Origin of the sequence: Acrocarpospora phusangensis (assembly GCF_016862995.1) — a bacterium.
GTDB lineage: Bacteria > Actinomycetota > Actinomycetes > Streptosporangiales > Streptosporangiaceae > Acrocarpospora > Acrocarpospora phusangensis.
The window spans coordinates 1-22,489 of the sequence record NZ_BOOA01000110.1; the positions used below are offsets into that span (position 1 = coordinate 1).

The following is a 22,489-nucleotide window of genomic DNA, read 5'->3' on the forward strand; positions in this document are numbered from 1 at the left end:
CCGGCCGAGTCGCGGCGCAGCAGCGCCCGCACCCGGGCCAGCAGCTCCGGGAACGCGAACGGCTTCACCAGGTAGTCGTCGGCGCCCTCGTCCAGGCCGCGGACCCGGTCGTCCAGCCGGTCGCGGGCGGTCACCATCAGGATGCGCACCTGGCCGCCGCCCTCGCCGCTCCGGACCGCCCGGCACAGCTCGAACCCGTCCCCGCCGGGCAGGTTCAGGTCGAGCAGCACCAGGTCGTAGGCGTTGACCTTCAGCTTCTGGTCGGCGGTGGGCGCGTCGTAGGCGACGTCCACCGCGTAGCCGGCCCGGACCAGGCCGACCCTCAGCGCGTCGACGAGATCCTCCTCGTCCTCGACCACGAGCAGCCTCATCTTCCGAACCTAATCCCGGATGATGCGTTCCGCGACGGAGGCCGCGCGGTCCACGGGGATGGCGAACCCGATGCCGATGTTGCCGCCCCGCCGGGACAGGGTGGCGATCACCGTGTTCACACCGACCACCTCGCCGCGCACGTTCACCAGCGGCCCGCCGGAGTTGCCGGGGTTGATCGAGGCGTCGGTCTGGAGGGCGGTCTGCTTGCCGCCGCCGTTGCCGAGCCGTACCTCGCGGTCGAGGGCGCTGACGATGCCCGAGGTGACCGTGCCGGCCAGGCCGAGCGGCGAGCCGATGGCCAGCACCTGGTCGCCCACGCGGACGTCCGCGGAGCGGGCCAGCATGGCCGGGATCAGGCCCGAGCCCGGCTCCACCTGGAGCACCGCCAGGTCGTAGGCCTCGTCGCTGCCGATCACGCGGGCCGACAGCCGCCGCCCGTCGTGCAGGATCACCGTGGCCGTGTCGGTGTCCTCCACCACGTGCGCGTTGGTGAGCACGTGGCCGACCTGGTCGATGGCGAAGCCCGACCCGGAGCCGCGCCTGGCCTCCACCGACACCACGCTGGGCAGCACCATGGCGGCCGTGCCGCTCAGGCCGGCCAGCGTCGGCACCGGCCCGGCCGCCGAGCGGGGCAGCGCCGCCGATCTCGGCTCCTCCCCCGGCCGCCCGGCGTACCATCCGGCCGCGCCGCCGGCCAGGCCACCGGCCAGGAGCGCCACCAGCGTCGCCGACGCCAGCGCCCCCCGCCGCCGCCCCGCCGCCCGCTCCGGTACGGCTGCCGCCGGCGGCTGCCACGAGATCGGCACCTGCTGGAAGCCCGGCCCTCTGGGCGTCCCGAGTCCGATGGGATCTGTCACGCGCGCCTCGCTAGGGAATCCGGGAGAACCAGAGAAGGGACGTGCCGGCCGCGACCACCGCGCCGAGCAGGCCGAGCCCGACGAACCACGGCCAGACCTCCTGCCGCTCGGTGCGGAACCCGACCGAACTGCCGATGTCGTCGTAGACGGCCTGGAGTTCGCCGCCGGAGGCGGCCTCGTAGAAGCTCCCGCCGGTGGAGTCGGCCAGGTCCTTGAGCGCGGGCCCGTCCACGGGGACCTGGATGGTGCGGCCGTCCATCTGGATCATGCCGCGCGGCGTGCCGTACGCGATGGTGGAGACCGGGACGCGTCGTTTGCCGGCCTCGGCGACCGCCTCGGCGATGGAGCGGCCGGTGGTGATCGAGCCGTCCGAGAGCAGCACCACGTGGGCGGGCGGGGGGTCCGCGCCCGCCCTCGCGTCGATCGTGCTGATCGCGTCGAGGGAGGCGAACACCGCCTCGCCGATGGCGGTGCCGGCCGAGGTGGAGAGCCGGTCCACCGCGTCCAGCACGGCCTGCCGGTCGGTGGTGGCCGGCACGGCTATGGACGCGTATTGCGAGAACGCCACCAGACCGAGGTTGAAACGAGGGGGCAGCCCCTCGGCGAAGCGGCGCGCGGCCTGCTGGGCGGCGGCGAACCTGGTCGGCTCGACGTCCTCGGCGAGCATCGACGCGGAGACGTCGAAGGCGACGATGACGGTCGCCCGCTCCCGGGGCACCTGCACCTCCGCGGTCGGCCGGGCGAACCCGAGGACCAGGAGCACGAGCATGACCGAGAACGCGGCGGCGGGCACGTGGCGGCGAAAGCCCGGCCCCCGAGGGGCGACGCTGGTGAGCAGGTCCAGGTTGGTGAAGCGGACCGCGTACCGGCTGCGCCGCCGCTGCATGATCAGGTATGCGGCGACGATCGCGGCGACCGGGATGAGCAGCAGCAGCCACCGCGGCGACAGGAAGGTCATCCGGCGCCTCCCGCCAGCCGGGCCAGGCGGCGTTGCAGCAGGATGTGCTGGATCAGGTCGCGCAGCCAGTCGCGGTCGGTGCGCAGCGCCAGGTGGGCGGCCCCGGCGCGGCGGACGGCGGCCCCGATCCGGTCGCGCTGCTCCGCCGCCGCGGCCTGGTACCGCTCCCGCAGCCGGGCGCTGCCGCTGGCGACCTCCTGCTTCCGGCCGGTCTCCGGGTCCACCAGGGTGATCACGCCGACGTCGGGCAGGGTCAGCTCGCGGGGGTCGGTGACCTCCACGGCCAGCACCTGGTGGCGTACGCCGAGGTGGCGCAGGGGCGTCTCCCAGGTCTCCACCGGGTCCAGGAAGTCGGAGACGACCACGACCAGGCCGCGCCGGAGCACGGTCCTGCGCAGCTGGTCCATGGCGAAGCCCATCCGGGGCTCGCTCGCGCCGTCCCTGGGCAGGGTCATGACAGCCCGCATCAGCGCCATCAGGTGGGCCCTCCCGGTGCGGGCGGGCAGCCGCCGTACGGCGCCGGACTGGAGGACGTGCGCGCCGATGCGGTTGCCGGTGCGCTGGGTGAGGAAGCCGACCGAGGCGACGGCGGCCAGCGCGAGCGCACGTTTCTCCATCAGGCCGGTGCCGAAGTCCATGCTGGCGGTGGCGTCCAGCAGCACCCACACCTCCAGCTCCCGGTCCGCGACCACGTCCCGGACGTGCGGCAGCGCGGTGCGCGCGGTGACGTTCCAGTCCATCCGCCGCACATCGTCCCCCGGCTCGTACGGCCTGGCCTCCGCGGGCTCGGTGCCCGGCCCCGGCAGCAGGCCGAGGTGGTCGCCCTGGAGCAGGCCGTCCAGCTTGCGGGTGACGGTGAGTTCGAGCCGCCGCAGCACCTCCTCGGGCGGTTTCACGCGGCGTCCTCCTCCTGGGTCGGCGCGATCCTGGGCTGCGGGATGGTCTTGAGCAGCTGTTCGACCAGGTGGCGGGCGGAGATGCCCTCGGCCAGGGCGTCGAAGGAGAGCACCAGGCGGTGCGCGATGACGTCCGCGGCCAGGTCGGCGACGTCGCCGGGGAGCACGTAGTCGCGGCCGCGCAGGAGGGCGAGCGCCCGGGCGGCGGCGACCAGGCCGAGGGTGGCGCGGGGGCTGGCGCCGAAGGAGAGCAGGCGGGTGAGTTCGGCCAGGCCGTACCGGTCGGGGGTTCTGGTGGCGTAGACGAGGCGGACGGCGTATTCGGCGACGGCGTGGTGGACGAAGACGGTGTCGGTGACCTGCTGGAGGGAGAGCAGCTCGTCGGGGTCGAGGATCCGGGCGGCGGACGGCGGGTCGACGCTCATCCGGTAGAGGATGGCGAGCTCCTCCGACTCGGTCGGGTAGCCGACGTCGATCTTCATGAGGAAGCGGTCCCGCTGGGCCTCGGGGAGCTGGTAGACGCCCTCGGACTCGATCGGGTTCTGGGTGGCCAGCACCAGGAACGGCGTCGGCACCGGGTACGTGGTCCCGCCGATGCTCACCTGGCGTTCCGCCATCACCTCCAGGAGCGCGGACTGCACCTTGGCCGGCGCGCGGTTGATCTCGTCGGCGAGCACGAAGTTGGCCATCACCGGGCCGAGTTCGGTGTCGAAGCTCTCGGTGGACGGCCGGTAGACGCGGGTGCCGACGATGTCGGAGGGCACCAGGTCGGGGGTGAACTGGATGCGGGCGAACGTGCCGCCGGCCACGCCCGCCAGAGTCTCCGCGGCGAGCGTCTTGGCGATGCCGGGCACACCCTCCAGCAGGCAGTGGCCGCGGGCCAGGACCGCCACGAGCATGCGCTCGACCATCCGGTCCTGGCCGACGATCACCCGTTTGACCTCGAAGAGCGCGCGTTCGAGCCGCTGGGACTCGGTCATGGCGCGAACGGTTCCTTCGCCGGGCAGTCGTCCACCACGAGCAGCAACTCGGCTTCCTGGCGTGGCGCGGGTTCGGCGTCGGCCGGTCCCGCGGTCACCAGCACCAGCCCGGAGGCTAATGCGGCCGCCTTCCAGCGAGCAGACATGGGTCCCCTTCCCAAAGCAGCAATCACCCCATGTCACCAAATAGGTCCGAAAACCCCCGTAAACCGCGCTTTTACTTTTTCTTTCGGAATTTGCCGGTAACTTTCGGTGGATGACGCCCTTTCAGCGCTACCTGGCCGAAGAAGTCGCGGAAGACGCGGCCGACGGCATCATTCCGCGACGTGAAGCCCTGAGCCGGTTGGCACTGCTCGGGCTGGGCCTGCCCGCGGCCACCGCGCTGCTGGCCGCGTGCGGGGCCCCGGAGGAAGGAGCCGAGCCGGCCGCCTCCGCGCCCGCGGCGACGCCCGCCGAGGGCGCGACTCCGGTCGGGCCGGCTCCGCTGCCGACCGAGGAGATCACCTTCGCCGGGCCCGCCGGTCAGCTGATGGGCTCCTTCGCCGCGGCCGCCACGCCACGCGGCGGGGTCCTGGTGGTGCACGAGAACCGGGGGCTCAACGACCACACCCGGTCGGTGGCCGGGCGGCTGGCGGCCGAGGGCTACTCGGCGCTCGCCATCGACCTGCTGTCCCGTGAGGGCGGCACCGCCGCGCTGGGCGAGCCCGGGAACGTGTCGGCCGCGCTCAGCGACGCCACGCCGGAGCGGTTCTCGGCCGACATGAAGGCCGGTCTGGACGAGCTGGAACGCCGGGTGCCGGGGGCCAAGCTGGGGGCGGTGGGCTTCTGCTTCGGCGGCGGCATGGTCTGGTTGCTGCTCTCCTCCGGGGAGCCGCGCCTGGCGGCGGGGGTGCCCTTCTACGGGCCGCTTCCCGAGGGGGCGGACTTCTCCGGGACCGAAGCCGCCGTGCTGGGCATCTACGGCGAGGACGACGCGCGGGTCAACCAAACCCGGGACGCGGCCAAGGAGGCGCTGGACAAGGCGGGGCTCACCAACGAACTGGTCACCTATCCGGGGGCGGGGCACGCGTTCTTCAACGAGACCGGGTCGCGGTACAACCCGGAGGCGGCGGGCCAGGCGTACCAGAAGCTCACCGAATGGTTCGGGGAACACCTGGCGGGCTGACGAATTCCCCAGGAAAGGAGCTCGTTGAGCGGCTATCAGAATGGGCCGGATGCCGGGTTCTCGCCGTTATCCGGCGCCGTTAACGCAGGTGACACTCCTCGCCACACCGGCGCCCAGAGGGGCCGGCCCATTCCGATAGGTCCTTTAACTAGAAGGATCAAACACCCTTTTCTGATGATTGCTTTCATGTCGCGTTAAATTCCGCCAAAATGTGATCGTTCCTCCTCTGGAGGAGGTGTGAGCGTTTGGCGGGGTTGACCGACCTGGTGGTCCTCGTCAGGCTGCCCAGCTGTGTCGGCGGAGCGGTGAGCGTGCTGCTCGGGGCGTACCTGGCGACCGGCTCGCTCACCACGGACGGCGGGCGGCTGGCGCTGGCCGCGGCGGCGATCGCGCTGGTCGTGGCGGTGGCCAACGTGGTCAACGACATCGCTGATCTCGATCTCGACCGGATCGGCAAGCCTGGGCGTCCGCTCCCGCGTGGCAGCGTGCCGGTGTCTTTCGCCGGAGTGCTCGCGGCGATTCTGGCGTTGACGGCGATCGCGCTGACCATTCCGCTGGGGGCGGCGATGACGCTCGCGCTGCTGGCCTTGACCGCGTTCGCGGTGAGTTACTCGCTCTGGTTCAAGAGGACCGTTCTCGTGGGCAACGTCGTGGTCGCGGCCTGCGCCAGCTTTCCCGTCGGCTTCGGGGCGGCGGTCGCCCGGGAATCACATCCGCCGGTCGTGGTGGCGATCGGGCTCGCGTTCCTGTTCATGTTCTCCTACGAGACGTTGAAGACCAGGACGGATCGGGAGAGCGACGCCCGGAGCGGCATCCGGACTTTCGCCACGGTGTGGGGAGCGCGCGCGTCCGTGCGGCTTTTCCGGGTCCTGATCGGAACACTGACGCTGGCGGTGGTGGCGGGGACGGTCGTCACGTCGCGTCCGTTCCTCTACGCGCCGGCGGCGCTGACCGTGTGCGGCTTCGCCGTGGCCTCGGCCATCCACCTCCCGGTCCCCGAGAACGACCCGGCCGCCATGCGCCATTCGGTCTTCCTGATGCGGGTGGCGTGGTTCCTCGGGGTCGGCGCGCTCTGGCTGCTGCGATGACGGGCCTCCTCCCCCTGGACGATCCCCGGGCGGCCGATCGGAGCCGTACAGGCACGAAGGCCGCCACGCTCGCGAAACTGGCCCAAGCCGGATTCCCCGTCCCGGACGGCATCGTGATCACGGCCGACGTGTCGCCGGAACTGCTCCGCCAGGTCCTGGACCTCTACGGCGATACTCCCCTGGCCGTGCGGTCCTCCGCCCATGCCGAGGATCTGCCCGACTCGTCTTTCGCCGGGCAGTACGAGACGGTGCTGGACGTGCGCGGCCCGGAGGCGCTGGAAGCGGCGATCCGCCGATGCAGGGCGTCAGCCGAGAGTGCGGCCGTGAACGCCTACCGGGCCCGGCGCGGTGTGGACGACCGGCGTTCGATGGCCGTGCTGGTGCAGCGCCTGGTCGCCGCCGACGCGGCCGGGGTCGCGCTGGGAGCGGACCCGATCACGGGTGACCGTACTCGGGCGCTGGTCAGCGCGGTGCGGGGCGACGGCGCGCGACTCGTGTCCGGTGAGGCGGAACCCGAGGACTGGGAGATCACTACGGGGGCGAGTCACCGCCGGTCGAGCCGGGGCGTGCTTACCGCCGGGCAGGCGGAGGCGGTCGCGGCCACGCTGCGGGAGGCGGAGCGGCTGCTGGGGCCGCCGCTGGAACTCGAATGGGCGCTCGCCGGGGATGCGCTGTTCGTCCTCCAGGCCAGGCCCATGACCGGGCTCGCCGATCAACCCGTGTGGGCGGCTCCCCTGCGGGGGGCCTGGTTCCGGAGCATCCGCCTCGGCGAGTGGCTGCCCGAGCCGGTGACCCCGCTGTTCGCGACCTGGCCGCTCGAACGCATGGAGGAGCGGTTCCACAGCCGCCAGTCGGCCGAGGCGGGGATCAGGCCGCCCGCGCCGCTGCACGTCCTCGTGCACGGCTGGTACTTCCACTCGCCGATCGGCAGCGGCAGGCAGACGCTGCTGTTCCGCGGGCTGGTCCGGCGTCCCCGTTTCGCGCTGGCGACGCTGCTCGGCTCGCTCCGCCCCGACCTGTCCGACCGGCTGGCGTTCGCCCGGCTCGCCCGCGGCTGGCAGTCCCGGGTGCTGGCCCCTTACCGGCGACTGGTGGCCGACGGCGGGCGGCGCGTCGACGAGGCCGGCCCGGCGGAACTGGTCCGGATGGTGGACGGGCTCGCGTCCGCCGCCGGGGAGTTCCTCTGGTCGATGGTGCTGTTCGGCGGGGCCGCGTGGCGCGCGGAGGTGGCGCTCGCCCGCTTCCACCACCGCCACCTGCGCGTCGCGGCCGCCTCCCACCAGACGCTGCTCCGCTCACCGCGCCCCCCGCGGACACCCGATCATGCCGTGCACAGCCTGGACTGGATCCGGGAGACCCTGGGCGAGTTGCGCCCGTCCGGGCCTGAGTGGACGGGCGGCGATCTCGCGGTGGAACGGCGGGCGGCGGAGTCGGCGTGCCTGCGCGCCCTCGCCGGCCGGCCTCGGCTCGCCGCGCGCTTCACCGCCCTGCTGGGCGTGGCCCGCCGGTACGCCTCGCTCCGCGAGGAGCACACCGCCTGGTTCACCCTCGCCTGGCCACTGCTGCGCCGCTGCGTACGCCGGCTCGGCCAGACCCTGGACCTGCACGACGACCTGTTCTTCCTGGTCCGTACGGAACTCGACGCCGTCCTGGCCACGGGCGATCTTGCGGACTATCGGGAACGGGCGCGCGAACGCCGTACCGAATGGGAGGCGCGGCGGCGGTTGCACGTGCCGCTCGTCGTGGGCAGGCCGCCGTTCCTGCTGGCCAGGATGCTGCTGTCGGTGCCGAGGTTCCTGCGGGCCGACCCCGCGCGTACGGGAGTTCTCTCCGGGACGGCGGCCAGTCCCGGCCGGGCGACCGGCCCCGCGCGGGTGCTCCGCGACCCGACCGCCGTGGACGGTGTGCGTCCAGGCGATGTGCTCGTGGTCGCGGCGGCCGTACCCGCGCTGACCCCCCTGCTCGATCGGGTCGCCGCGCTCTGCGTGGACAGCGGCGGCGTCGCCGCGCACGCCTCGGTCATCGCCCGGGAGTACGGCGTCCCCGCCGTCATGGGCCTGGGCGACGCCACCCGACGGCTCACCGACGGAACCCTCGTGACGGTGGACGGCACCGCCGGCACCGTGGAACTCCACTAGAGGAGGCGACGATGCCCGACCGGACGCACCTGCCGCCGTCGCTGAGCCAGACGCCGTGGCTGCTCCTCCGCCTCGTGCCCGGCTACCTGCGCCACCTCCTGTGGCAGCCCTACCGGGACCGGCCCGCCCGCGGCCACCTGCGGGCGCTGCTCACCGCGCCGATCCTGCGCCACCAGATCGCGATCTACGACGTCGTCCTCGGCTTCCTGCTCCGGGGCTACGCCGAACTCGCCGGCCGCCCCCTCCGCCCGGAGACCGGCAAGGTCGCGATCGTGCTCATGCGCCTGGGCTTCGCCTTCGACGACGAGTTCGACCGCCGCGAGGCCGCGGGCGAACCCCTCGACTTCCGGGAACTCTTCCACAGCCCCCAGGTACGGCTCCGCGTCCGCGAATGGCGCGCGTTCATGGAGGGCTTCGACACCTACGCGCCGATCAACGACTTCCTGGCCGGGTACGTCGGCGGACTGTACGAGACGTACCGGAAGGGCGCGGAGAACCCCGGTGACTTCGGCGCGATGATGGACCGCGCCGTCATGGACTCCGGCGGCCTGCTGGCCGCGCTCGCCCACATCGTCGGAATCTTCCACGCGAACCCCGCCACACCCGGGATCGTCGAGCAGTTCACCAGCCTCGGGGTGACCGCCAAGCTGTCGGACGACATGATCGACTTCAGCTCCGACGTCCGGGCCGGACGCCCGAACCTGCTGCGCGCCCTGGTGGACGACGCCGGGCGGGCCGATCTGGCCGTCTCCTCCGGTGTCCGCATGGGCGCGCGCTGGTGGCGCCGGACCTACCCCGAGGCGTACCGGATCTACGTCCTGGCCTTCGAGGAGCACCAGGCCAGGATCAGCAGCCGCGCGCTGCGGTACGCGAGCCGCGTCATGTGGGTCCCCGCCCTGCTCGGGCACACCCGGGTGGAGACCCGCGGCCGGATCTAGGCCGCCCGCCCGCGCCGGTGGATCAGGATCGCGGTCTTGGCCCCGATCGGCGCGACGATGAGCATCGTGGCGAGCGTCCCCACGACCGTGTCCACCAGCAGCACGACCGGCACCAGCGCGAACAGCGCGACGCTCATGGCCTGGACTAGCCTCCTGACCAGCACCCCGGCCACCAGTCCCGTGCACATCACCGCCGCCGCCGGCCAGACGACCACCAGCAGCGCCCCGGTCGCGGTGGCCAGCCCCCGCCCGCCCGCGCCTCTCAGGAACGGGGACCACAGATGCCCCGTCACGGCCAGCGCCCCCGCGAGCGCCGCGTAACCGGGCCGGTCCGCGCCGACCAGAAGCGGGCCCAGAGTCCCCTTCGCCCCCTCCAAGGCCCCCGCGAGTACGGCAGGCCGGGCGCCCGCCACGTGGGACAGGTTCAGCGGCGAAACCGTGCCCGTGCCGACGAACCGCAGATCCACGCCGTAGTTCCGCCGGGACACCAGTTGGGAGAAGGGGACGGCCCCGGCGAAATACGAGAGCAGCAGCGTCCCGGCCAGGAGCAGCTCGTTCACCGGACGAGCCCGCCCACCAGCAGTACGAGCAGTCCGGCCACGGACATCGCGCCCGCCACCGCACTGAACAGGGCGAGCCCGCGCAGCAGATTCGCCCGCAACAGCCAGGGCACCGGCCGCCAGGTCTCCTCGCCGGCCGGATCCACCAGCCGCCGAAGCTCACCGGGCCGGAGATTGAGAAACGGCCCCCACAACTGCCGGAACGCGGTCTCCATCTTCTCGGCCCGAAAGAACGTCGTATGCGCGAAATGCGGCTCCGCCTGATTCAGCACGCCCGCGCTCGCCACGAAACCTCGATAACCAGAAGGACCAGAATCCGGAATGAACAACTGGCTCACTCTCGACCATTGGTCGTTCCGGCCGTAATGATTGAGAACCGCCTCGACCTGACCCCGGGAGATCAGGACTTTCCAGTCGAAGTCCGGCCGCAGCACCGAACCCGTGAGCACGACACGGCCGACCCGGAGGCCGGGATCGCCGATGAGCGCGTGCCCGACCAGCCAGGCGCCGAAGCTGTGCGCGAAGACGTCCGGTTCACCGCACTCGGCCACGATCCGCCGCAGCCGCGCCACCAGCCTCCCGGTGGCCGCGCGCTGCCCCGCCCGGAGCACCACACCGGACCTCAGGACGCCGTAACGATGAACGATCACCGGCACCGGAGGGTCGAAGAACCGACCGGCCAGGGACACGAGACGGTCCTCCTGCTCGCCGCGCAGGCCGACGCCGGTCACGAGGAGGATCCGCGAGGGAGCACGATCGTTCACCGTACGTCCCGGTCATAGACCAGCCGCGTCAGATACACCCGCCCCGAGGCCGCTCCGCGGTTGCCGACCAGCCTCTTGACCAGCATCGGAAGCGCCAGCGCCAGCCCGAGCAACGCCCCGGTACGGCCCTGCGACGCCGCCAGCACCGGCACCAGGAGCACCTGCGCGACGAAACAACCGGGCGCGGTGTCCCCCAGGAGACCACTGGCGGCGGCGCTGCCCAGGACCAGCGCGGCGCCCTCCGGCGCGGCCACGAGCAGCACACCCGTCGCCGTCAGCACGCCCCGCCCGCCCGCGCCGCGTAGGAACGGCGACCAGTTGTGCCCGGCGACGACCAGTCCCCCCGCGACCGCCAGCAGATCCGGCCGGCGTCGCCGCACCAGGGCGGCCATGGCGGCTCCCTTGCCCAGATCCAGCAGGAAGGTCAGCGCGAACGGCGCCGGCCCGGCCACCACGTAGACGTTCGACGCCGAAACCGTCCCGGTGCGCACCGTACGAAGATCTGCTCCGGCGGCCGACCTCGCGAGGATGTGCGCGAAAGGCAGCGCCCCGACGAGGAACACTCCGCCGAGTGCGAGAACATCGGAAATACCGAGCGTCGAATCCTGGTCCGGCAGAGTCATGGCGACCTGCTTTCTCCGCATTAAGCAGGGCAGATCCAGGCCCGTACAAAAGTACAACAGCTGCCGCAGGGAAAATCAACCTGACTCGATATTCACGCTATTCATGAAACGAGCCCGTACGCGACTGTCCGCCGCGCACAGGCTCGTGAGAAAACGAACTAGTCGTTGAGGTGCTGACGCAGATACGACTCGACCTGGTCGAGGCCGACCCGCTGCTGGGCCATCGTGTCGCGCTCGCGGATGGTGACCGCGTGGTCTTCCAGGGTGTCGAAGTCCACGGTGATCGCGAACGGGGTGCCGATCTCGTCCTGGCGGCGGTACCGGCGGCCGATGGCCCCCGCGTCGTCGAAGTCGACGTTCCAGCGGCGGCGGAGCTGGGCGGCCAGGTCCTTGGCCTTCGGCGACAGGTCGGCGTTGCGGGACAGCGGCAGGACGGCCACCTTGACCGGCGCCAGGCGGTGGTCGAGGCGCATGACCGTGCGCTCCTCCAGGACGCCCTTGGCGTTGGGGGCCTGGTCCACCGTGTACGCGTCGAGCAGGAACGTGAGCGTCGCCCGGTCCACACCGGCGGCGGGCTCGATCACGTACGGCACGTAGCGTTCGCCGGTCTCCTGCTCGAAGAACGACAGGTCCACGCCGGAGGCCTTGCCGTGACTGGACAGGTCGAAGTCGGTGCGGTTGGCGATGCCCTCCAGCTCACCCCACTCCGAGCCGGTGAAGTTGAACCGGTACTCGATGTCGACGGTGCGCTTGGAGTAGTGGGACAACTTCTCCTTGGGGTGCTCGTAGAGCCGGAGGTTGTCCTTGGCGATGCCCAGGTCGACATACCAGCGCAGGCGCTCGTCGATCCAGTACTGGTGCCACTCCTCGTCGGTGCCCGGCTTGACGAAGAACTCCATCTCCATCTGCTCGAACTCGCGGGTCCTGAAGATGAAGTTGCCCGGCGTGATCTCGTTGCGGAACGACTTGCCCTGCTGGCCGATGCCGAACGGGATCTTCTTACGCGCCGACTGCTGCACGTTCAGGTAGTTGATGAAGATGCCCTGCGCGGTCTCCGGGCGCAGGTAGGCCAGGCCCGACTCGTCCTCGACCGGGCCCAGGTAGGTCTTCAGCAGGCCGCTGAACTGCTTGGGCTGGGTGAACGCGCCCTTGGTGCCGCAGTTCACGCAGACCAGGTCGGCCAGGCCGTTCTCGGGGGCCTTGCCGTGCTTCTCGATGTAGGCCTCTTCGAGGTGGTCGGCCCGGTAGCGCTTGTGGCAGGACTGGCACTCGGTCAGCGGGTCGGTGAAGGTCTCCACGTGGCCACTGGCGACCCACACCTCGCGGGCCAGGATCACGCACGAGTCCAGGCCCACGACGTCGTCGCGGCCCTGCACCACGCTCTTCCACCACTCGCGCTTCACGTTGTTCTTCAGCTCGACACCGAGGGGACCGTAGTCCCAGGAGGCGCGCAGTCCGCCATAGATCTCGCTCGACGGGTAGACGAGCCCGCGGCGCTTGGCGAGACTGACGATTGTTTCCATGACGTCGGTACGACGTGCCATGAGTGCGGCTCCATCCGGCTGGGTGTCGGCGCTGGGGATTGATATCCGCCAAGCTTAGGGGAATCCCGAGGCCACCCGCTCAGCCCTTTCCGTACACCCGCTCGTACCCGCTGGGCTCGTTGATCATGAGGGTCATCAGCGGATACAACGCCATCCTGGCCGCGGACAGGGCGCGACGGTAGAAACCGGCGCCCTCCCACTCGCTGACCAGGGCCCACAGGTTGGGCTCGTCCACCGAACGGCTGACCTGGCCGCGCACGAATCCGTCCTGGGACGCGAACAGGTCGAGGATCTCCCTGGCCTGGCCGGAGAAGTGGTCGGCCTGCGACTCGGGCACCGAATAGCGGATCACGGCGAGCATGGGCCAAGCATGTCATCCTCCTGGTGGAGGCGCGGGGTTAGGCTCGTGACCGTGGCCGATACCTCCAAACCTCGCCGTCCCGCCCATCCGCTGGCCCGCCCGCAGGCGCCGGCGCGCAAGCCCGCGGCCAAGCGGCCGCTTCCGGTGGGCGAGCAGTTCTTCACACCCGGCGCGACCGGGTTCCGCCGCGCGGTCGAGCAGCGCAGCGCGACCGTCCTGGTCTTCCTCTACCAGTTGCCGCGCTGGGTGGTCCCGCTCGTGCTGGTGGGCCTGCTGCTGACGGGCTTCGTGGTGGCGGACTGGCGCGGCGGGCTGGCCGTGCTGCCGGTGCTCGGGTTCGTCGCGTGGCTGGGCTACATGTCCTGGCCCTCCCTGCGGATCGGGGGGCGGCTGCTCAGGGTGGCGCTGGCGACGTTCCTGCTGCTCGTGGCCTTGACCAGGTTCGGTCTGATCTGACGCGACTCGGCGGACAATCCGGACAGTTTTGACAACCGTTTTCATTTTCCTCATACTCGAAGCGTGATGTCCGGAAATTTGCGCTTGCGTAGTCTCACCGCTGTCGCGGGGGTGGCCTCGCTCACCCTGCTCTCCGCCGCCTGCGGGTCCAGCCCCGATCGATCGCCTCAGTCCGCCGGCGGCACACTCCACGTGGCCGCCGCCTTCTATCCCCTCCAGTGGCTCTCCCAGCGCGTCGGCGGATCCGACGTGACCGTGGAAGGGCTCACCAAGCCCGGGGTCGAACCGCACGACCTGGAGCTGTCCCCCCGCCAGGTCGCCGACATCCAGAGCTCCGGCCTGGTCGTCTACATCAGGGGCGTGCAGCCGGCCGTGGACGAGGCCGTGCAGCAGCACGCGGCGGACCGGGGCTTCGACGCCGCCTCGGTGGTCACCACCATCGCGGCCGAGCCGGACGAGCACGGACACGAGGGCGAGGGCGAACACGAGGGCGAGGAGGCCGGTCACGAGCACGAGGACATCGGCTACGACCCGCACGTCTGGCTCGACCCGCAGCGGTTCGCCACCATGGCCACCAAGCTGGGCGAACGCCTCGCGGCTGCCGACCCCGCGCACGCGGCCGGATACCGGGAGCGGGCCGCCGCCACCGCGGCCGACCTCACCGCCCTGGACACCGAGTTCCAGCAGGGGCTGACCACCTGCGCCAACCGCGCCATCGTGACCAGCCACGCCGCGTTCGGCTACCTGGCCGGCCGGTACAAGCTCGAACAGGTCGGCATCACCGGCATCGACCCGGACAGCGAACCCTCCCCCGCGCGCCTGGCCGAGGTGGCCCGGATCGCGAAGGAGAAGAAGGTGACTACCATTTTCACCGAGGAGCTCGTCAGCCCGAAGGTCGCCGAGGTCCTCGCCAACGAGGTCGGCGCGAAGACGGCGGTGCTCAATCCGCTGGAGGGCCAGCCCGCGAGCGGGGACTATCTGACCGCCATGCGGAGCGACCTCGCGACCCTCCGTACCGCGCTCGGATGCACATGACCGCACCTGTCGCGCACGACGCGCCGCCCGACGGCGCGAGAAAGGCGGCGGCCGTGCCCACAGCGTTCCGGATGACCGCCGGCCGGATCAGCCTGGACGGCAGGGAGATCCTGCGCGGCATCGACCTGGCCATCGAGGAGGGCGAGGTGGTGGCGGTGCTCGGGGCCAACGGCTCCGGCAAGTCCACCCTGATCCGCGCGCTGCTCGGCCTCATCCCCCTCTCCGGCGGCAGCACCGAGCTGTACGGCTCCGCCCCCGCCCGGTTCCGCCAGTGGTGGCGGATCGGGTACGTGCCGCAGCGCCTCTCGGTCGGCGGCGGGGTGCCCGCGACCGTCCGCGAGGTGGTCGCCTCCGGCCGGATCGCGCGCCAGAGCCGGTTCCGCCCCACCAGCGCGGCGGACCGGCACGCGGTCTCCCGCGCGCTGGCCGAGGTGGGCCTGGGCGACCGGGCCGGGGATCCCGTGCAGACGCTCTCCGGCGGGCAGCAGCAGCGGGTCCTGATCGCCCGCGCGCTGGCCGGGGAGCCGGACGCGTTCGTGATGGACGAGCCGACGGCCGGCGTGGACGCGGCCAGCCAGCGGCACCTGGCCGGCACGCTGTCCGGCCTGGTCAGGGCGGGGCGTACGGTGCTGCTGGTGGCGCACGAGCTGGGCCCGCTGGAGCCGCTGATCACCCGGGCGGTGGTCCTGAAGGAGGGCTGCGTGGTGCACGACGGCCTCCCCCCGCACGCGGTCGGCGCGCACGCCCTGCCCGGCCACGACCACGTGCACCCGCACGCTCCGGAGGCCCCCCAGGCCGCCACCGGCGGCGGCATGTCCGGCTGGTCGGACGCCGCCATCGGCTCGCGCCGCACCGAGAACCTGGACCTGTGACGTGATCGAGCTCTTCGCCCTGGACTTCATGCGGTACGCGCTGGCCGCCGCCGTACTGGTCGGCCTGACCGCGCCCGCGGTGGGCACCTTCATCGTGCAGCGCCGGCTGGCCCTGCTCGGCGACGGCATCGGCCATGTGGCCCTGACCGGCGTCGCGCTGGGCTTCCTCACCGGGACCGCGCCGGTGCTGACCGCCGTCGTGGTGGCCGCCCTGGGCGCGGTCGCCATCGAGCTGGTCCGGGCCAGGGGCAGGACCAGCGGGGACGTGGCGCTGGCGCTGCTGTTCTACGGCGGCCTGGCGGGCGGCGTGATGCTGATCTACCTGACCCCCGGCGGCAGCACGGCCTCGCTGAACACCTACCTGTTCGGCGCGATCACCAGCGTGACCGGGGCCGACCTGTGGGTCATCGCGCTGCTGGCGGTGCTGGTGCTGGGCGTGCTCGCGGTCTTCGGCCGGGAGCTGTTCGTGCTCTGCCAGGACGAGGAGGTGGCCAGGGCCGCCGGCCTGCCCACCCGCTTCCTCGGGCTGCTGATCGCCGTGGTGGCGGCCGTCACCGTGGTGGTCGCCATGCGGGCGGTGGGCCTGCTCCTGGTCAGCGCGCTGATGGTGGTCCCGGTGGCGACCGGGCAGCAGCTGGCCCGCAGTTTCCGCGCCACCATGGCGCTGGCCATGCTGTTCGGCGTGCTCGCCACGGTGGGCGGGCTCACCTCGTCCTTCTACCTGGACGTGCCGTCCGGCGCCGCGATCGTCCTGCTCGCGCTCGCCGGCTTCGCCGTGGCCCTCACGGTGGGTAGATTCGTACGGCGAAGCCGTCCCCGGGAGTCCACGATATGAGCAGAAGCCGCGACGCGGTTCACGAGATCCTCCGCCGGAGCGAGAGCTTCCGGAGCGCGCAGGACATCTTCACCGAGATGCGGTCCGACGGCGCGAAGATCGGCCTGACCACGGTGTACCGGGCGCTGCAGGCGCTCAACGACGACGGGCGGGTGGACGTCCTGCGGACCGACGAGGGCGAGGCCGTCTACCGGGCCTGCGCCAGCGGCGTGCACCACCACCATCTGGTCTGCCGCCGATGCGGGCGGACCGTGGAGGTGGCCGGGCCGGACGTGGAGCGCTGGGCCGAGACCATCGGCGCCGAGTACGGGTTCGTGGACATCACTCACACGGTGGAGGTCTTCGGCACCTGCGCCTCCTGCGTGGGCGCGCGCTGAGGGCGGGAGCCGTAAAGGACGCCGAGCACGATCACGGCGCAGCCGGTCAGCTGGAGCGGTGAGGGGCGCTCGCCGAGCACCAGCGCGGAGATGACGACCGTGGTCATGGGCTGGATGAGCAGCAGCAGCGCGGTGAGCGCGGCCGGCTGCCTGGGCAGCGACCAGGAGATCAGCGCCCAGCCCGCCACCTGCGGGCCGAGGGCCAGCAGGAGCAGCCAGCCGTGGGCCGGCCAGGACGGGGCGAACACGGCGCCGCCGGAGACGGGGCCGAGCAGGCCCACGAGCAGCGTCGCCGCCACGGTCACGTGCGCCAGCGGCGCGGCGGTACGGGTGCCCGAGCCCTTCTTCATGATCAGCAGGAACGCGGCGTAGCAGAAGGACGTGATCAGCCCGAAGATCACGCCGAGGGCCGGATCGGAGCCGTACGCGGCGTGGTCGAAGAGGCCGGAGATCAGCACGACGCCGAGGAAGACCACCGGGGTGGCGGCCATCAGCCGGGCCGGGGGCCGTTCGCTGAGCAGCGCCCAGGCGGCGAAGGCCACGATGAAGACCTGGAGGTTGCCCAGGACGGTGGCCAGGCCGCCGCCCACGTAGGCGATGGCGTGGTGCCAGAACAGCAGGTCGAGGCCGAAGAGCACCCCGGCCGCCCAGGCCGCGCCCCGCTCCCGCCAGGTCATCGGCCCGCGCGTGCGGCCCTCCAGCCAGGCCAGCAGGAGCAGCGGCGGGATCGCGTACAGGCAGCGGAAGAAGGCGGAGGTGGCCGGGGCGACCTCAGCGAGCCGGACGAGCGGGGCCGAGATGCTGATGACCAGCGCCCCGGTGATCGCGACCAGCACGATCCGACGATGTGCGCGCACGGGAGGCCCTCCGGGGGGATACGCTTCCTGGACAAGCTAAAGACGGGGCTCGACAGGAGTCAACATGCCATTCAGTCATGACATGGTGTACTCGCTCGCCACTGTGGTCGATCTGGTCAACACCCCGCCCGCGGACATGGAGGAGCTGGCCGGCTTCGTGCTCCGCCGCAAGGTCAGCGGGGTGGAGTTCCTCAATCCCGGCGATCTGGCCGAGGTGCGCGCCCTGGCGAGCGCATTCCACGACGTGTTCACCTCCGGCGACGACCGGACCGCGATCGACCGGCTGAACACCCTGCTCGGCCGCACCCGGATCACGCCGCGGCTGACCGAGCACGACGGCTTCCCCCTGCACGTGCACTATTTCGCGCCGGGCGCCTCGCTGGCCGAGCACCTGGCCGCCGACTGCGGGGTGGCGCTGGCGCACGTGCTGGTGGAGGGCGAGCGGGACCGGCTGCGCACCTGCTCGGCGCCCGACTGCTCGCACGTGTTCGTGGACGAGTCGCGCAACCGGTCCCGGGTGTACTGCGACAGCCGTACCTGCGGGAACCGGATGCACGTGGCGGCGTATCGGGCGCGGCGGCGCGCCTAGATGTACACCTAGACGGCGTTCGGGATGGCGCCGCCGTAGCGCCGGTCGCGCCGGGCGTAGATCTCGCACGCCCGCCAGAGGTCGCGGCGGTCGAAGTCGGGCCAGAGCCGGTCGAGGAAGACCATCTCCGCGTACGCGGTCTGCCAGAGCAGGAAGTTGGAGATGCGCTGCTCCCCGGAGGAGCGCAGGAACAGGTCCACGTCCGGGATGGCCGGTTCGTCGAGGTAGCGGGTGAAGAGCTTCTCGGTCACCTTGTCGGCCTTGACCCGGCCGGCGGCGATGTCGGACGCGAGTTTGACGGCGGCGTCGAGGATCTCGGCCCGGCCGCCGTAGTTGACGCAGAACTGCAGGGTGAGGGTGACGTTCTCGGTGGTCATGGCCTCGGCGGTCTGCAGTTCGGAGATCACGCTCTTCCACAGCCGCCCGGGCCGGCCGGCCCAGCGCACCCGCACGCCCATCGCGTTCAGCTCGTCGCGCCGGCGCCGGATCACGTCCCGGTTGAAGCCCATCAGGAAGCGCACCTCGTCGGGCGAGCGCTTCCAGTTCTCGGTCGAGAACGCGTACGCCGACAGGTACGGGATGCCCAGTTCGATCGCGCCCTCGATGACGTCGAACAGGGAGGACTCGCCCGCCTCGTGCCCCTTGGTCCTGGGCAGGCCGCGGGACTTGGCCCAGCGGCCGTTGCCGTCCATGACGATCGCGACGTGCCGGGGCACGAACTCGCGGGGAATTGCGGGCGGAGTGGCCCCGGACGGATGCGGGGCAGGCGGGCGAACCATGCCCCCGAGGGTATTAGCTGCGGGTGGGGGGAACGTGCGCGGCATGTGAAGAACTTGTGTGGTTCACGTGCCCTATGTGTTCTTTGCGTTCTATGTTCTCTGTGCGTTCGACGTGCCTCAATGAGCGGATTCCGTGCTCCAGGTGCCATTGCAGGTAGGCGGCCACCAGCCCGCTGCACTCGACCCGGTTGCGGGGCTCGGCCGAGTCGGCGGCCGGCCAGTCGCCGCGCAGCAGCGCGATCATGAGCGCGATCGTCTCCGCGGCCGGGACCGCCGCGCCCGCGGGCCGGCAGGAGCCGCAGACCACGCCCCCCGCGACGATCGCGAACGCCCGCACCGCCTCCGCGCCGCAGCGTGCGCACTCCGACAGCGCTGGGGCGTAGCCGGCCACCGCGAGCGAGCGCAGGAAGAACGCGTCCAGCACCAGGCGGGGCTCGTGCGAGCCGTCCACCAGCGTGCGCAGCCCGCCGACCAGCAGCAGGAACTGGCGGAGCGCGGGCTCCTTCTCGCTCTGCGTGAGCCGGTCGGCGGTCTCCAGCATGGCGACGCCCGCCGTGTAGCGGGGGTAGTCGGTGACCAGCGCCTCGCCGTACGGGCGGAGGGTCTCGACCTGGTTGATCATGTCGAGCGAGCGGCCGGTGTGGAACTGCACGTCCACGTGGGTGAAGGGCTCCAGGCGGGCGCCGAACCGCGACTTGGTCTTCCGTACGCCCTTGGCGACGGCTCTGACCTTGCCGGTGCGCTTGGTGAGAATCGTGATGATGCGGTCGGCTTCCCCCAGCTTGTGGGTGCGCAGCACGACGCCCTCGTCACGGTAAAGACTCACCCGCTCATGCTACTCCGGGTCACAAATCGGGAAATTTCGGTAAGAATCAGGGCGCTAACTGGGGCGGAAAAAGCGCCCCGAGCTTGGACATCAGGTTGACGTGGGGTAAACCTGGGATGCGCGGGCTTAACCGAAAGGTCACTAAGCTTTGGCGCGCTGGCGGGCTTACCGCGCCAGATGGCCGACCCCGCCTGGTGACCGCCGCCCTGAATGTCCGTTCTGAATACCCTGACTTGACCCCCCGCCTGAAAGGGTGCCATGACCCGCGTGGTCCTGCTGGGCTCCTCGCCCGGCCCGATCGGTTCCGAGGCCGGCGCGCCGCCCGTCCCTCCCACGGACCTGCCGCTGCCGTCGCTGCCCGGGGCCCCAACCGTGTACGGCAGGCTGCTCCAGCAGCTGGCCTCCCTCGACCCCGAGCCGGTCACGATCGCCAGACCGGCCCAGGCGGCGGCGTACCGCGCCCACTCCGCGCGGGTGACCGAGAGCGCCGACCTGGCCGGCGACCTGCGCGCCCTGGCGGACGCGGTCGAGGGCTCGACCGACAACGTGCTCATCCTGCCCGCCGACGCGCTCCTCCACGACGAGCTGATCTACCAGCTCACCAAGGCCAAGCGCGGCGCCATCGCGCTGATCCTGCGCGAGGAGCGGGACGAGAACGCGCCCGAGCCGCCGCCCATCGAGGAGGCCGAGCCCGAGATCGGCATGGGCGTGCTGGAGGGACTGCCCCAGCGCACCCGCGCCGGGCGCGGCCGGGTGATCTCGGTCGGCACCGCCCACCACGCGGTCACCCGCCCCAACGCGGCCCTGCTCGGGCCGATCCACCTCCAGCAGAAGCACGTCGCGGTGCTGGCCGAGGTGGCCCGCGAGCTGGCCGAGCTGACGCACCTGTTCGGCCCGGAGGACGACGTCACCGAACTGCTCGTGTTCGGCCTGGTGCGGCGCGGCGTCTCGGTCGGCGTGCGCGGCCGGCGCGACCTGTTCTACCGCCGCCTGCGCCAGCCGGCCGAGGCGGTGGCCGCGCTCGGCGAGATGGCGGCCTTCGACGAGGACCGGGCCCGGCTGGACAACGCGGTCAAGGGCGCCGACGGGTTCTTCACCACGTTCTTCGTCAGCACGTACTCGCGTTTCCTGGCCCGCTGGGCGGCGCGCAGGGGGCTCACCCCGAACCAGGTCACGCTGATCTCGATCTTCACGGGCCTGCTCGCGGCGGCGGCGTTCGCCACCGGCACCAGGACCGGTTACGTGGCCGGCGGCGTGCTCATCTACTTCGCGTTCGTCTTCGACTGCGTGGACGGCCAGGTGGCCAGGTACGCACGCCAGTTCGGCGTGCTCGGCGCCTGGCTGGACGCCACCTTCGACCGCTTCAAGGAGTACGCCTGCTTCGTGGGCCTGGCCATCGGCGCGACCGTGTCCGGCCAGTTCGGCGACGGCGAGGACGTCTGGACGCTGGCCCTGGTGGCGCTGGCGCTCCAGTCGGTCAAGCACCTGCTGGACTTCTCCTTCGGGGCCGCCAACCGGCGCAAGCCGCCGGTCCCGCTGCCCACCCTCGACCTGACGGCGGCCGACGACCGGCCGCTGCGCGAGGCGCTGGAGACCCGCAAGCTCAGCCGGAGCGGCGGCGTGCACACCGCGCTCCGGTTCTGGGCCAGGGCCGGGCGGTTCCGCCCCGTGCACTGGGCCCGCAAGATGATCGTGTTCCCGATCGGCGAGCGGTTCGCCGCCATCGCGATCGTCACCGCGTTCTTCGACCCCCGGGTGACGTTCCTGACCCTGATCGTCTGGGGCGGCATCGCGGCCACCTACACCCTGACCGGACGTCTCCTGAGGTCGCTCGCATGATCACGCATCCGCAGCAGGTCACCCCGCTCCCCGACCCGGACGAGGAGCGCCGCCGGATCCAGACCGAGCGGCTGCTCGCCTACCGCGACGACGGCCCGCTGGTGGCCGCCCTCAAGAACCGCCTCGGGCGCGGCCTGCCGCCGGTCCCGGCCACGCTGGCCGCCCTGATCGCGATCGTGGCGCTGGCCGTCTCCGGCACGCTCACCGACGGGCCGATCCTGCTGGTCCCGGCGCTGGTGCTGGTGGTGCTGGTGGTGCCGACCGCGCCCCGGGACCATCTGGGCCGGTTCGACTGGCTGACCCCGCCGCTGCTGCGCGGCGCGGAGTTCCTCACGATCATCCTGCTCGGGCTGGCCGAGGACACGCCCAAGTGGCTGCTCTTCGTGCTGATCTACATCGTCGGGTACCACACGTACGACACCGTCTACCGGACCCGGCAGAGCATCTGGCCGCCCGCGTGGATCTTCAAGGCCGGGCTCGGCTGGGAGGTCCGGCTGCTGGTGATCGGGGCCGGGGCGGCGCTGGGCCAGCTGACCTGGGTGGCCGGGCTGCTCACCGCGTACCTGGTGGTGCTGTTCTCGGTGGAGAGCGTGACCAGCTGGGTACGGCTGGACAAGGCCTCGGCCCTGGCGCAGGCGTCCGCCGACCAGGACCTGGAGGCCAGCCCGGAGGAGGTCCTGGAGGCCGCCACCGGCGACGCAGAACAAGGCTAGTGTCTATGGCCGATCCTCCGGATCGGCGGGCTCGGCCGCTCCGCAGCGGCCGAGCCGCATGATTGCC

General features: G+C 71.7%; 26 protein-coding genes. 12 read left to right on the top strand and 14 right to left on the bottom strand.

The window, feature by feature from the left end; translation table 11 throughout:
- The 6 genes from Aph01nite_RS37015 to Aph01nite_RS37040 all read right to left on the bottom strand — a co-directional run.
- Positions 1-371 (bottom strand): response regulator transcription factor (locus Aph01nite_RS37015; protein ID WP_204045742.1); only part of this gene is annotated, 371 nt, incomplete at its 3' end.
- A gap of 9 nt (positions 372-380) precedes the next feature.
- Positions 381-1,229: a S1C family serine protease gene (locus tag Aph01nite_RS37020; protein ID WP_204045743.1), complete on the bottom strand. Its 849-nt coding sequence runs from the start codon at positions 1,227-1,229 to the stop codon at positions 381-383.
- Positions 1,230-1,239: 10 nt separating this feature from the next.
- On the bottom strand, positions 1,240-2,187 hold the full coding sequence (locus Aph01nite_RS37025) for a VWA domain-containing protein (protein ID WP_204045744.1): 948 nt from the start codon (positions 2,185-2,187) through the stop codon (positions 1,240-1,242).
- The gene (locus Aph01nite_RS37030; protein ID WP_204045745.1) at positions 2,184-3,083 is read right to left on the bottom strand and encodes a DUF58 domain-containing protein; all 900 of its coding nucleotides are present in this window, start codon (positions 3,081-3,083) and stop codon (positions 2,184-2,186) included. The genes Aph01nite_RS37025 and Aph01nite_RS37030 overlap by 4 nt, the downstream gene beginning before the upstream one ends.
- Positions 3,080-4,063: an AAA family ATPase gene (locus tag Aph01nite_RS37035; protein ID WP_204045746.1), complete on the bottom strand. Its 984-nt coding sequence runs from the start codon at positions 4,061-4,063 to the stop codon at positions 3,080-3,082. Before Aph01nite_RS37035 ends, Aph01nite_RS37030 begins: the two co-directional genes overlap by 4 nt.
- Positions 4,060-4,209 carry a hypothetical protein gene (locus tag Aph01nite_RS37040; RefSeq protein ID WP_204045747.1) on the bottom strand — a complete coding sequence of 50 codons (150 nt, stop codon included), beginning with the start codon at positions 4,207-4,209 and terminating at the stop codon, positions 4,060-4,062. Before Aph01nite_RS37040 ends, Aph01nite_RS37035 begins: the two co-directional genes overlap by 4 nt.
- Positions 4,210-4,319: 110 nt before the next feature.
- Between Aph01nite_RS37040 and Aph01nite_RS37045 the strand changes: the two genes are divergently transcribed.
- The 4 genes from Aph01nite_RS37045 (at position 4,320) to Aph01nite_RS37060 (ending at position 9,392) form a co-directional block, all read left to right on the top strand.
- Positions 4,320-5,228 carry a dienelactone hydrolase family protein gene (locus Aph01nite_RS37045; RefSeq protein WP_204045748.1) on the top strand — a complete coding sequence of 303 codons (909 nt, stop codon included), beginning with the start codon at positions 4,320-4,322 and terminating at the stop codon, positions 5,226-5,228.
- A gap of 245 nt (positions 5,229-5,473) precedes the next feature.
- Positions 5,474-6,316 carry a UbiA prenyltransferase family protein gene (locus Aph01nite_RS37050; RefSeq protein WP_204045749.1) on the top strand — a complete coding sequence of 281 codons (843 nt, stop codon included), beginning with the start codon at positions 5,474-5,476 and terminating at the stop codon, positions 6,314-6,316.
- Complete coding sequence (locus Aph01nite_RS37055; protein WP_204045750.1) at positions 6,313-8,454, top strand: PEP/pyruvate-binding domain-containing protein; 2,142 nt, start codon at positions 6,313-6,315, stop codon at positions 8,452-8,454. The genes Aph01nite_RS37050 and Aph01nite_RS37055 overlap by 4 nt, the downstream gene beginning before the upstream one ends.
- 11 nt (positions 8,455-8,465) lie before the next feature.
- Positions 8,466-9,392 carry a hypothetical protein gene (locus Aph01nite_RS37060; protein WP_204045751.1) on the top strand — a complete coding sequence of 309 codons (927 nt, stop codon included), beginning with the start codon at positions 8,466-8,468 and terminating at the stop codon, positions 9,390-9,392.
- Here Aph01nite_RS37060 and Aph01nite_RS37065 read toward each other — a convergent pair.
- From Aph01nite_RS37065 to Aph01nite_RS37085, 5 genes are all read right to left on the bottom strand, one after another.
- Complete coding sequence (locus Aph01nite_RS37065) at positions 9,389-9,952, bottom strand: glycerol-3-phosphate acyltransferase (protein WP_204045752.1); 564 nt, start codon at positions 9,950-9,952, stop codon at positions 9,389-9,391. The two genes, Aph01nite_RS37060 and Aph01nite_RS37065, sit on opposite strands and share 4 nt — an antisense overlap.
- Positions 9,949-10,716: a hypothetical protein gene (locus tag Aph01nite_RS37070; RefSeq protein WP_204045753.1), complete on the bottom strand. Its 768-nt coding sequence runs from the start codon at positions 10,714-10,716 to the stop codon at positions 9,949-9,951. Before Aph01nite_RS37070 ends, Aph01nite_RS37065 begins: the two co-directional genes overlap by 4 nt.
- Positions 10,713-11,339, bottom strand: a complete 627-nt coding sequence (locus tag Aph01nite_RS37075; RefSeq protein WP_204045754.1) for a glycerol-3-phosphate acyltransferase — start codon at positions 11,337-11,339, stop codon at positions 10,713-10,715. The genes Aph01nite_RS37070 and Aph01nite_RS37075 overlap by 4 nt, the downstream gene beginning before the upstream one ends.
- Before the next feature lie 158 nt (positions 11,340-11,497).
- The gene (locus Aph01nite_RS37080) at positions 11,498-12,862 is read right to left on the bottom strand and encodes a glycine--tRNA ligase (RefSeq protein ID WP_373872373.1); all 1,365 of its coding nucleotides are present in this window, start codon (positions 12,860-12,862) and stop codon (positions 11,498-11,500) included.
- Between the two features lie 100 nt (positions 12,863-12,962).
- On the bottom strand, positions 12,963-13,244 hold the full coding sequence (locus Aph01nite_RS37085) for an antibiotic biosynthesis monooxygenase family protein (protein WP_204045756.1): 282 nt from the start codon (positions 13,242-13,244) through the stop codon (positions 12,963-12,965).
- Positions 13,245-13,295: 51 nt separating this feature from the next.
- Between Aph01nite_RS37085 and Aph01nite_RS37090 the strand changes: the two genes are divergently transcribed.
- From Aph01nite_RS37090 to Aph01nite_RS37110, 5 genes are all read left to right on the top strand, one after another.
- The gene (locus Aph01nite_RS37090) at positions 13,296-13,700 is read left to right on the top strand and encodes a DUF6703 family protein (protein WP_239162263.1); all 405 of its coding nucleotides are present in this window, start codon (positions 13,296-13,298) and stop codon (positions 13,698-13,700) included.
- 84 nt (positions 13,701-13,784) lie between these two features.
- Positions 13,785-14,735 carry a metal ABC transporter substrate-binding protein gene (locus tag Aph01nite_RS37095; RefSeq protein WP_239162264.1) on the top strand — a complete coding sequence of 317 codons (951 nt, stop codon included), beginning with the start codon at positions 13,785-13,787 and terminating at the stop codon, positions 14,733-14,735.
- Positions 14,732-15,607 carry a metal ABC transporter ATP-binding protein gene (locus Aph01nite_RS37100; protein WP_204045758.1) on the top strand — a complete coding sequence of 292 codons (876 nt, stop codon included), beginning with the start codon at positions 14,732-14,734 and terminating at the stop codon, positions 15,605-15,607. Before Aph01nite_RS37095 ends, Aph01nite_RS37100 begins: the two co-directional genes overlap by 4 nt.
- Position 15,608: 1 nt before the next feature.
- Positions 15,609-16,442 carry a metal ABC transporter permease gene (locus Aph01nite_RS37105; RefSeq protein WP_373872372.1) on the top strand — a complete coding sequence of 278 codons (834 nt, stop codon included), beginning with the start codon at positions 15,609-15,611 and terminating at the stop codon, positions 16,440-16,442.
- Complete coding sequence (locus Aph01nite_RS37110) at positions 16,439-16,819, top strand: Fur family transcriptional regulator (RefSeq protein ID WP_204045759.1); 381 nt, start codon at positions 16,439-16,441, stop codon at positions 16,817-16,819. The genes Aph01nite_RS37105 and Aph01nite_RS37110 overlap by 4 nt, the downstream gene beginning before the upstream one ends.
- On the opposite strand, the gene Aph01nite_RS37115 is transcribed toward Aph01nite_RS37110, so the two are convergent.
- The gene (locus Aph01nite_RS37115) at positions 16,768-17,676 is read right to left on the bottom strand and encodes a DMT family transporter (RefSeq protein ID WP_204045760.1); all 909 of its coding nucleotides are present in this window, start codon (positions 17,674-17,676) and stop codon (positions 16,768-16,770) included. The genes Aph01nite_RS37110 and Aph01nite_RS37115 overlap by 52 nt on opposite strands.
- A gap of 64 nt (positions 17,677-17,740) precedes the next feature.
- Between Aph01nite_RS37115 and Aph01nite_RS37120 the strand changes: the two genes are divergently transcribed.
- Positions 17,741-18,265: a CGNR zinc finger domain-containing protein gene (locus tag Aph01nite_RS37120; RefSeq protein ID WP_204045761.1), complete on the top strand. Its 525-nt coding sequence runs from the start codon at positions 17,741-17,743 to the stop codon at positions 18,263-18,265.
- Positions 18,266-18,273: 8 nt separating this feature from the next.
- On the opposite strand, the gene Aph01nite_RS37125 is transcribed toward Aph01nite_RS37120, so the two are convergent.
- Together Aph01nite_RS37125 and recO are read right to left on the bottom strand one after the other, a co-directional pair.
- Positions 18,274-19,044, bottom strand: a complete 771-nt coding sequence (locus Aph01nite_RS37125) for an isoprenyl transferase (RefSeq protein WP_204045762.1) — start codon at positions 19,042-19,044, stop codon at positions 18,274-18,276.
- 13 nt (positions 19,045-19,057) lie between these two features.
- On the bottom strand, positions 19,058-19,870 hold the full coding sequence (recO, locus tag Aph01nite_RS37130) for a DNA repair protein RecO (RefSeq protein ID WP_204045763.1): 813 nt from the start codon (positions 19,868-19,870) through the stop codon (positions 19,058-19,060).
- A gap of 258 nt (positions 19,871-20,128) precedes the next feature.
- Here recO and Aph01nite_RS42350 point away from each other — a divergent pair, with 258 nt between their 5' ends.
- Complete coding sequence (locus Aph01nite_RS42350) at positions 20,129-21,709, top strand: CDP-alcohol phosphatidyltransferase family protein (RefSeq protein WP_204045764.1); 1,581 nt, start codon at positions 20,129-20,131, stop codon at positions 21,707-21,709.
- Positions 21,706-22,422 (top strand): DUF5941 domain-containing protein, encoded by a 717-nt coding sequence (locus Aph01nite_RS42355; protein WP_204045765.1) that lies wholly within the window; start codon positions 21,706-21,708, stop codon positions 22,420-22,422. Before Aph01nite_RS42350 ends, Aph01nite_RS42355 begins: the two co-directional genes overlap by 4 nt.
- The last annotated feature ends 67 nt before the right edge of the window (positions 22,423-22,489 follow it).